Annotated in this window: 8 protein-coding genes; 5 read left to right on the top strand and 3 right to left on the bottom strand. The window is 42.2% G+C overall.

Annotated elements, in window-relative coordinates; translation table 11 throughout:
* Positions 1–395: 395 nt before the first annotated feature.
* Together E5331_RS19765 and E5331_RS19770 are read right to left on the bottom strand one after the other, a co-directional pair.
* Positions 396–1088 carry a LytR/AlgR family response regulator transcription factor gene (locus tag E5331_RS19765; protein ID WP_123484715.1) on the bottom strand — a complete coding sequence of 231 codons (693 nt, stop codon included), beginning with the start codon at positions 1086–1088 and terminating at the stop codon, positions 396–398.
* Positions 1089–1090: 2 nt separating this feature from the next.
* Complete coding sequence (locus E5331_RS19770; protein ID WP_123484714.1) at positions 1091–2104, bottom strand: sensor histidine kinase; 1014 nt, start codon at positions 2102–2104, stop codon at positions 1091–1093.
* A gap of 344 nt (positions 2105–2448) precedes the next feature.
* Here E5331_RS19770 and E5331_RS19775 point away from each other — a divergent pair, with 344 nt between their 5' ends.
* The 5 genes from E5331_RS19775 to E5331_RS19795 all read left to right on the top strand — a co-directional run bounded on the left by E5331_RS19775 (position 2449) and on the right by E5331_RS19795 (position 9022).
* Positions 2449–4794, top strand: coding sequence for a TonB-dependent receptor (locus tag E5331_RS19775; RefSeq protein WP_420813872.1), 2346 nt, complete (start codon positions 2449–2451; stop codon positions 4792–4794).
* A gap of 22 nt (positions 4795–4816) precedes the next feature.
* Positions 4817–6217, top strand: a complete 1401-nt coding sequence (locus tag E5331_RS19780) for a DUF4374 domain-containing protein (RefSeq protein ID WP_123484713.1) — start codon at positions 4817–4819, stop codon at positions 6215–6217.
* A 6-nt stretch (positions 6218–6223) separates the two neighbouring features.
* Positions 6224–7459 (top strand): PepSY-associated TM helix domain-containing protein, encoded by a 1236-nt coding sequence (locus E5331_RS19785; protein WP_135986355.1) that lies wholly within the window; start codon positions 6224–6226, stop codon positions 7457–7459.
* Positions 7460–7829: 370 nt separating this feature from the next.
* Entirely contained in the window at positions 7830–8372 is a 543-nt protein-coding gene (locus E5331_RS19790) for a hypothetical protein (protein WP_123484711.1), read from the top strand.
* 44 nt (positions 8373–8416) lie between these two features.
* A complete protein-coding gene (locus tag E5331_RS19795; protein WP_123484710.1) occupies positions 8417–9022 on the top strand; it encodes a DJ-1/PfpI family protein in 606 nt (201 codons plus the stop codon).
* Between the two features lie 11 nt (positions 9023–9033).
* Here the strand turns inward: E5331_RS19795 and E5331_RS19800 are convergent, their stop codons facing one another.
* Positions 9034–9213: a hypothetical protein gene (locus tag E5331_RS19800; RefSeq protein WP_135986357.1), complete on the bottom strand. Its 180-nt coding sequence runs from the start codon at positions 9211–9213 to the stop codon at positions 9034–9036.
* Positions 9214–9404 lie beyond the last annotated feature (191 nt).

Here is a 9404-nt window from a genome sequence, read left to right on the forward strand (position 1 = left end):
TTTTATTTATTTTACCGAATTTTTAACATCTCAAAATAAGTTTAGACAACTTCAAATTTTGAATTATCTCCATCAAAATATCTCATTTTATTATTTACCGGTTGGGGATTAATATTGCAATAATTCTGATACCTCCGGAATCCTGCACGAAGACAGGGTTAGACAATATCAATAGTCCTTCTTAAAAGTAGAAGCATCTTTAGCCATTAAATAGTAGATATGCGGCCATTATAGCAATATTGATTGTATTGATAATAACCTTCCTTGACGTTTGCTTGATTGTCGGCACTTCGGTCTATTGGATTCTTTATATAGCACAGGCATTTGCCATAATAGCAGGAGAGGTCAGTCTGCCCCGTTCTGTAAAGATGAATAAGCATTAGAGATTACTTGTCTTATTCAAAGCGATGGTATATGTCGTTGTAGATCGTGATATATTTTCGTCCTACAGGCACCGGATGCTTATAATAGTTGAGATAAATGGTGCGGTTGGAGAATTTCTCGATATATTGGGTTGACACAATGAAAGATCTATGTATCCTTACGAAAGTATCCGATGGTAGTTTGGATTCAAGATCCTTCATTGTAATCTGTGATACTACAGTCGGCAAATCTTTTCTGTATATCTTGACATAATTGTCCATAGCTTCTATCAAAATGATGTCAGTAAGGGCAACCACTATGTTTTTGTGTCCCACTTTAAGGGATATGGATTTCTGCGGACTTACGTTGCTTAGTTGCAAATATTTTTTTGCCTTCCCAATCGCCTTCTCGAATCGCGGATAGAAAATTGGCTTATGAAGGAAGTCAACCGCATCCACATTGAAACCATCAAGAGCATAATTGGCATAAGCAGTGGTGAATATCAGGCATATATCATCAGGCAAATCTTTTGCCATAACCAACCCGTTATGAGAATTCATCTCAATGTCAAGAAAAACGATATCGGGGTGTGTCTCCTGAATATATGCCATGCCAAGAATGGGGGATGTGAAACTTTTCAATTCAATCTCTCCATACCTTTTGCAATGTTCTTGAAGAATACTAATGGCAATCGGTTCGTCATCAATTGCAACACATCTGATCATACTTATAATTTAATGCTAAGTTTTACATAGAAATAATCTCCATCATTCTCAATGTTGAGTGAATGGCGTTCGGAATAAAGAAGATTAAGCCGCTTCTTGCAATTTTCAATACCCATGTGCTCACCGATTCGTTTCACCGGAAAAATGCGATTCTCAGTGGAAAAAGTAAGCAAGCCATCTTTTTCAATCAATCTAATGATAATCTTGCTTTCTTCAATTGGAGAAACACCGTGTTTGAAACAGTTTTCCACAAAAGTGACAAGCAACATAGGCGGCACTTGTAATCTGTAATTCTCAACTTCAATATCTGTATGGACTGTTGTCATTTCATTAAGGCGAAGGGATTGAAGACCAATATATTGTCGGATGTAATCCACTTCGTCTGAAATAGGTGCGAAATCACGGTGAGAGGATACGTGTATGTATCTTAACATAGATATGTATTCCTCTAAAGCCACCAATGCCTTTTCATCTTGTGTCAGAAACAATCCATATAAAGAATTAAGTGTGTTGAACATAAAATGAGGCTTTATCTGAGCCTTGTATAACTCAATCTCCGCCTTATCCCTTTCTGCTTCTACAGCCCTGCGTTTGGCTTTCTGCATATTGGCTTGGGTCAACAATCCCACTGCAAAACTAAAAGTCTCAACTATGACAAACAGAGACCACACGGCTTGTTGATAAGGCTGAATTGATGGCAAAATACGCACTATACCGTAATCAAATGGGTTAGTCCCCTCTTTTGGCACATATAGCTGTATTGTGGCAAACCAATATGTAATTGAAATGGAAATAAGAAATATCATAACCCCGATTACTCTTTCGCGAGTTTTCTTAAAGATAAGAGGTACGGTTACAATACGGTTCAATACATATAAAAACAGCAGCCATGTACCGACGGCAATGACATACCATTGGAAATTATGAAACCATCGTTCTACCGGGAATATCAGAGCCATAAGTGGTAAGACGATGATACAGAATACTAAATCTATGTATAATGATATATTTTTCATTCCAAATGAGAAGTTTTAATTTGCAAAATTAAATATTTCCATAAATTTATCAAGTCTCCATTTCGTAAAAAAATGACCGCGTTGGCAGTTTTTCCATACCATAAATAATCACCATTATTGAGTATAATCGGTTTTATAGTGAAATGTTAAATTCACATTCACCCATGAAAGCATGCCGTTTGCCAATTTTTTATAGGATTAGATTGGATGTAAGGGGCTGATTGTTAATTGTGTCTAAAAAACAATACTAAGTTTTAGGTATTTCTTAAAAGGATTAAACTTCCGAACTTTGCAAAAAATTAACGACAATAATGACGACTCTGAAAAAGTATTTATTATGCTTAATGTTGATAACCTTGAACGTTGCTTACTCTTATGCGAAATATGGCGACGGGATGGTTTCAGGCAAGGTGCTTTCCTTGGACGGGGAGCCTATAGATTATGCAACAGTTTTTTTGAAAGGCACAAAGATATCATGCTCTACCAACGAGAAAGGACTTTACCATCTACATGCACCGCAAGGGGAATATACCATAGTGTTCTCTTCGGTTGGGTTTGAAAAGAAAGAGGTCAAGGTCAACATCGTATCTGGCGACCGTAAAAAACTGAATGTAAAACTCAATCCTTCCTCACAACTTGCAGAAGTCATAGTGGTAAGTAATCCGTTGAGCAAGGTTAAAAATTCGGCTTTTAATGCCACCGCAGTCAATACCCAGGAATTGGTAAACACGACAAAAACGCTCAGCGAGGCTCTTAACAAAGCTCCCGGCATGAAGATACGCGAGAGTGGGGGAGTTGGCTCAGAGATGGCAGTGACAATGGATGGATTCAGCGGGAAGCATGTCAAGGTGTTTATTGACGGAGTGCCGCAGGAAGGGGTCGGGAGCTCTTTCGGATTGAATAATATACCCGTGAATTTCGCAGAGCGCATTGAAATTTACCGTGGTGTGGTGCCTGTCGGATTTGGCGCAGATGCCATAGGAGGAGTAATCAACATAGTCACTCCACGACGTCAGCGAAAATGGTTTGTCGATGCATCCTACTCTTTTGGCTCGTTCAATACTCATAAGTCAGATGTGAATTTCGGGCAGACATTGCGCAATGGTTTCAAGTATGATATAAACGTCTTCCAGAATTATTCAGACAATGATTATTGGGTGGATACTCCTGTTGAGGATTTTGTTACCGGTTCTATCAACAGAAAGAAGAAAGAGCATGTAAAACGCTTCAACGATACCTATCATAATGAGGCGGTTGTCGGTAAAGTCGGCTTTGTGAATAAAAGCTGGGCAGACAGACTCATGGTTGGTTTCACTTATTCCCACATGTATAAGGATATCCAGACCGGAGTCAGACAAGAGATTGTATATGGCCAGAAACACCGACATGGATATTCATTGATGCCGTCGCTTGAGTATTCAAAAAGAAATCTTCTTGTAAAGGGTCTTGATATGACGATAAATGCGAATTACAATCGCAACAGGACCACAAATGTCGACACCGCTTCGGTGAAATATAATTGGGTTGGGGAAACCGCGCCGCTTAATGCTCCGGGCGAACAGTTCTTGCAAAATTCATGCGCAATAAATAATAACTGGTCAGCATCTGCTACTGTGAACTATAGGCTTGGCAGTCCACACGTTATTACTGTCAATAATGTATTCAACACGTTCAATAGAATCAACGAAAATTTGCTTACTGATGTGCCTCAGAAGGATGAGTTTTCTAAAGTGACGAGCAAAAATATCGTTGGTTTATCCTATCGATATACACCAAATGCAAAATTCAATCTGACGGCGTTTGGCAAGTATTACCACCAGTATGTCTCAGGTCCGATTGCCACAACAGCATCGCAGGATGTCTACCAACTTACATCCCATTCAATAGATAATTTTGGGTATGGTGCAGCCGGAACTTGGTTTATTCCCTGGGGTTTTCAGATGAAAGCCTCCTACGAAAAAGCCTATCGTCTGCCCACGATTGAGGAGATGTTTGGCGATGAGGATCTTGAGATGGGCGATATGACACTGAAACCGGAATCAAGCCACAACCTGAACTTGAATCTGAGCTATAACGCTGTTTTCGGCAATAATACCATTTATGCCGAAGCCGGATTCATATACCGTGATACGCGTGATTACATACAGCGCAACATACTTGCTCTCAGTGGAGGAAAATCAGCCGCCACTTATATAAATTATGGAAAGGTTGCCACAAAGGGATTTAATGTCTCTGTCAGGTATGGTTTTTCCAAATGGTTCAGTCTGGGAGGGAACTTCACTCAAATGAATGTCCGTGATAATATGCCTACTGCTCAAGGCAGCACGGTTCCGAACGTTGCCTATAAAGAACGTATGCCTAACCTTCCATACATGTTCGCTGATTCCGATGCTAATTTCTATTGGCATGGATTGGGGCGAGAAAGCAATGTGCTTACGGTGACATACGATAATCAATATACGCATAGTTTCTGCTATTATACAGCCAACATAGGTTCAAATAATTCAGATTATATGGTTCCTGACCAATTCGCACATAATCTCACAATAACATACGCAATCCGCAAAGGACGCTATAATTTCTCATTTGAGTGTCGAAACTTCACAAATGCCCGGCTATACGATAATTTCAGTCTGCAAAAGGCAGGAAGGGCTTTTTATGGCAAGGTGAGGATTTATTTCGGAAACTAATAAACTAAAAACATAGATAAATATGAAATCCAAGACATTATCAAAATTCATTGCAGCCGCTGCTGTTTTACCGGCTGCAATGTTGTGTGGCTGCTCCGACAGCAATGATCCTACACCCGGAGGAGAAGAGAGCAAGAACGGGAAATTCGTTTTCGCTACAACTGTAGAAGGCTCCAACGCGTCGTCTAAAGTGCTGCTTACAGGTGAATCTCTTGATGAAGGCAATCTGTCTACTGTAAACAACGGACTTCTTAACGATGGAGCCACACAATGGGTGTTCCATAAGAACTACCTGTATGCACTTCAGTACAATCAGGGTAATGCCGGCACTACACGCAGCTACATACTCGGAAACAATGGAGAGATGGAAGCCCGCAGCATTGAGTATCGCATAAGCCGTTTTTCATCATACGGAGCTTATAATGATGACATCATAACTATGTCAACCGGCGATGGTCCTCAGTCTCTTGCCGACAGTCACGGTTATCTTCCCAAGACACTTCTCATCACCTATCTAAACGTGGTGGATGAAACATCGCGAGGGAACGATACCTCTACCGGAGCTTACTCAATGGAAAACTTCCTCGGCAATGGAGAATATGTGACTCTTGCCGGTGCAGAGCAGAGCGGTTCGAGAATCTTCTGCGGGGCAGTCCCTATGGGTCTGAGTCAATACGGATCTGCTGCCGATAATGGAAAATGGATCCGTCCCGGATACGAGCACCTTGTCCACACGGAATCGGGTGGCTCTAACAGTGGCTCCTACAAGGCAGGGGAGCTTACCGGAACCCAATATCCTGACGAATGCTGGGTGGCTATCTATGACAATGAGAATATGCTTAATCCTACTCTTGTCAAAACTGACAGAATCAGCAGTCCTTGCGGCAGATTCAAATCACAGTATTACCAGACTATTTGGGCAGCTGAGAACGGCGATGTGTATGTTTTCTCATCCAGTTATGCAAAGACTATGACTGACCCGTTGCAGAAAACGACTCTTCCTGCCGGTGTGTGTCGCATCCCTGCCGGAAGCAAGCAGTTTGATGACTATTATTGCAACATTGAGGCACAAAGCAAGGATGGCGACCGTTCATTCATGCGTTGTTGGCCCGCCGGCGGTAATTGCTTCCTGATGATTATGTATGACCGTCCGCTTACTCAAAAGAATCCGGCTGCAATTGAATTGGCTATCTTTGATGCCGCATCAAAGAAACTCACTTACGTTACTGGTCTTCCTGACAATGTCACATCATTCGGTAAGGCTGTTTACTCTCGTGATGGGAAGGTCTATATTCCTGTGAATGTGGAGAATCAGTATCCTGCAATCTATGCTATAAACACAACCACAGCGCAGGCTGTCAAAGGCGTGACAATCGAAGCTACGAGCATTGACGGATTCGGGTACCTCACACCAGTAAAATAAACCACGATGATTAAGTTTTTCAGAAAAATACATCTTTGGCTGTCAGTGCCATTCGGTATAATCATAACTTTGATATGTTTTTCCGGTGCAATGCTGATTTTTGAGCCGGAGATCACTAAGGCTGTCCGGAGTGACGTCTACAATGTCGCGGAGGTCAAGGATAAGCCGCTTCCAATGGAACAACTGATGGAAGCGGTAAAAAAGACATTGCCAGACAGTGTCTCAATAACCGGAGTCACGGTTTTCAACGACAAATCACTGACTTATCAGGTCAATCTGTCAAAACCTCGGCGTGCTTCGGTGTTTGTTGACCAGTATTCCGGTGAAATTACCGGTAAGTATGAACGACTTGGTTTCTTTACCTCAATGTTCAGGCTTCACCGATGGCTGCTTGACAGTGCCAATCCGCATGGGGAAGGTGTGAAAGTTGGCAAATTGCTTGTAGGCATATCTACCATTATTTTTGTGATCGCTCTTATTTCGGGCATTGTGATATGGTGGCCCCGCGCACGTAAAAGCCTTAAAAACAGTCTCAAAATATCGTTTAACAATGGATGGAAAGGCTTTTGGAAAAGTCTTCATGTGGCAGGAGGAATGTATGCGTTGATATTTGTGCTTGCAATGGCATTGACTGGACTGACATACTCTTTCGGTTGGTATCGTTCTGCCTTCTATGCAGTATGTGGCGTTGAGCATCAGCCTCGCTCCATTGTCCAGGCTCCTGCAAACGGCAGGGCTGACAAAGAGCGCACTAATCGGCAGGATGGAAGGCCTGGAGGAAAAGATCGTCATGGCAACAGACTTGATAAAGATGCTCATGACGAGAATCAATCCATGCGTGGAAGAGGTGAAGGGCGCCGACATTCGGAATTTGGCAGATGGCAGCAGGTTTATAATCAACTTAAGGCACAAAATCCACAGGCTCCGAAAATTACTGTAGGATCGGAAACGGCATCCGTGACAATCGCTTCTTCCGGCAATGGAAGAGCGGCAGACCGCTACGAGTTTAATCATCGTACAGGTGAAATCACGCCAACGACGAAATATGAAGACTCGAATGAAGCAGATAAACTACGCGGTTGGATTTATGCTGTTCACACCGGAAGCTTTGGTGGGATTCTTACCAGGATATTATGGTTGATCGGTTCTTTGCTTGGGGCTTCTCTGCCACTTACAGGATACTACATTTGGATCCGGCATCTCAGTAGAAAGAGAAAAGCCCATGTATCTCCAAATACATGATGAGAGAGACAAAATTGACGAATGTGTTGCTGCTATGGTTGATGGAATCAAACTGAGTTGTTGATTTTGACCATAATGCAATAATAATTACGTGAAAACAAAATATATTCAAAAGAGGACGGTTGGCAATACCCGTCCTCTTTTTTACCACCTTATATACATCATGTTTGAAACATCAAGCACATTATGTTTGAAACATCAAGCACATTATGTTTGAAACATCAAGCACAATATAATTTATGTGCATGATGTTAAGGACTGATGTGCTTGATGTATGTGCATGATGTAATTTTTTTTAGTACTTTTGCATTTATATTTTGTAGAATACTATCAACCATATTTTAATTCAACCATATTTTAATTATAGACGATGAAAAAGATATCATTAATCCTTTATTCTGTCGCTGTGATGGGTATGCTCTCTTGTGGCGGCAATGGAAATGGTTCTGTCAAAGATGCCGATTCTGTTGAAATTGAAGTGGAAACCCCTGCTGTAGCCACTACCTGGAATCTTACGGAGAAGGGAATAGGGGATGTGACGCTCGGAATGGATGTCGCTGAGATACCGGATTCGGTAGCCGGACTATGTGATCATGTTGAGAAGTATGAGGGTAAGGACTTCGTAGGCTATAGCTTCACTTTGAATAATGTCGAGACTTTTCAGGCACAGGATACTGATTTTGATGGTAAGGTCAATCTCATAGCCGTTCAAGGGGAGTCGAAGTTGAAGGCTACCACTGGTAACGGACCGGTCTATATCGGGATGCCGGAAGCTGATTTGCTTAAACCGGAAGGGGATACGCTTGTCACTAAGGATGTGGATGGCTCCTACCATGTAGGCAAATTCCGGATACAGACGCAGGATGGAAAGGTGAGCGAGATTTATATCGAGTGGGCACCGACAGAGAAATAAATCCAACAGAAAATAAATAAGCTTGAATAATTCAACAGACTGTTATGAAAAACGAAATTCTTTACGTATTGTTGCCGGATTATGCAGCGCATGAGGCAGTGTATCTTTCTCAGGCGATCGCTTCTGATGATTTTGCCATGAAGGAGAATCCTAAGTATGTTAATAAGGTGGTTGCCCCGACGATGGAGCTGGTGAAGTCGATAGGTGGGTTTCGCACGTTGCCCGACTATTCGTTTGACACGATGCCGGAGGATTATGCCGCATTGGTGCTGATCGGAGGTTTCGGATGGATGACGCCGGTAGCGGAAAAGGTGGTGCCTATTATCCGCCATGCCATTGGCAACGGTAAGATTGTGGGAGCCATCTGCAATGCTGCATCGTTCATGGCAAGATGCGGTTTCCTGAACGGCATAAGGCATACCGGAAATGGTCTTGACCAGTTGAAGCATTGGGGAAGGGAGGATTATACCAATGCGGAGGGGTACGTGAATGCCCAGGCAGTGTCAGACGGGAATATTGTGACAGCCAACGGCTCGGCAACACTTGAATTTGCCAAGGAATTGCTGACTCTGCTTGAAAACGACACGCCGGAACGCATCGAGATGTATTATCAGTTCAACAAACTGGGCTTCTGCGAGCTATTCAAATGACCGTAATTATCCTATCTTTCGGATAATTGACGGGCACGTCGTCCGAAGATGACAGAAGCGGCAGATGCAGTAGCCACGCATGACATCGGAGCTATTGAATTGAAAGCATCAAAACAAGATCTGATGAAAGCGATGATTGCGATTGCAGCAAAAACGTACTGCATTATACGGTAGAACCTTATTGTCTTCATATCTATATCTGATTTGACGGCAGAGACACTGCCTGTTTTTTGTCGTTTCAATGAAGTTTAGATGACTTCATAATTTTAGTCGTAAGATTGTTTAAAAAGTTTCATGCCCGTCAGAAAATTTTTTCAACGACCACTGAGAGTACCAAGATCACGGAGAATGTTAGAAAATCTCTGTGCCCTTGGTGCTCTCA

Source organism: Lepagella muris, assembly GCF_004793975.1.
Lineage (GTDB): Bacteria > Bacteroidota > Bacteroidia > Bacteroidales > Muribaculaceae > Lepagella > Lepagella muris.

Excerpts from the sequence above, each read along its gene's own strand:
- E5331_RS19785 (WP_135986355.1), top strand. The coding sequence starts at position 6,224 with ATGATTAAGTTTTTCAGAAAAATACATCTTTGGCTGTCAGTGCCATTC.
- E5331_RS19800 (WP_135986357.1), bottom strand. The coding sequence starts at position 9,213 with ATGAAGACAATAAGGTTCTACCGTATAATGCAGTACGTTTTTGCTGCA.
- E5331_RS19775 (WP_420813872.1), top strand. The coding sequence starts at position 2,449 with ATGTTGATAACCTTGAACGTTGCTTACTCTTATGCGAAATATGGCGAC.
- E5331_RS19770 (WP_123484714.1), bottom strand. The coding sequence starts at position 2,104 with ATGAAAAATATATCATTATACATAGATTTAGTATTCTGTATCATCGTC.
- E5331_RS19765 (WP_123484715.1), bottom strand. The coding sequence starts at position 1,088 with ATGATCAGATGTGTTGCAATTGATGACGAACCGATTGCCATTAGTATT.
- E5331_RS19795 (WP_123484710.1), top strand. The coding sequence starts at position 8,417 with ATGAAAAACGAAATTCTTTACGTATTGTTGCCGGATTATGCAGCGCAT.
- E5331_RS19790 (WP_123484711.1), top strand. The coding sequence starts at position 7,830 with ATGAAAAAGATATCATTAATCCTTTATTCTGTCGCTGTGATGGGTATG.
- E5331_RS19780 (WP_123484713.1), top strand. The coding sequence starts at position 4,817 with ATGAAATCCAAGACATTATCAAAATTCATTGCAGCCGCTGCTGTTTTA.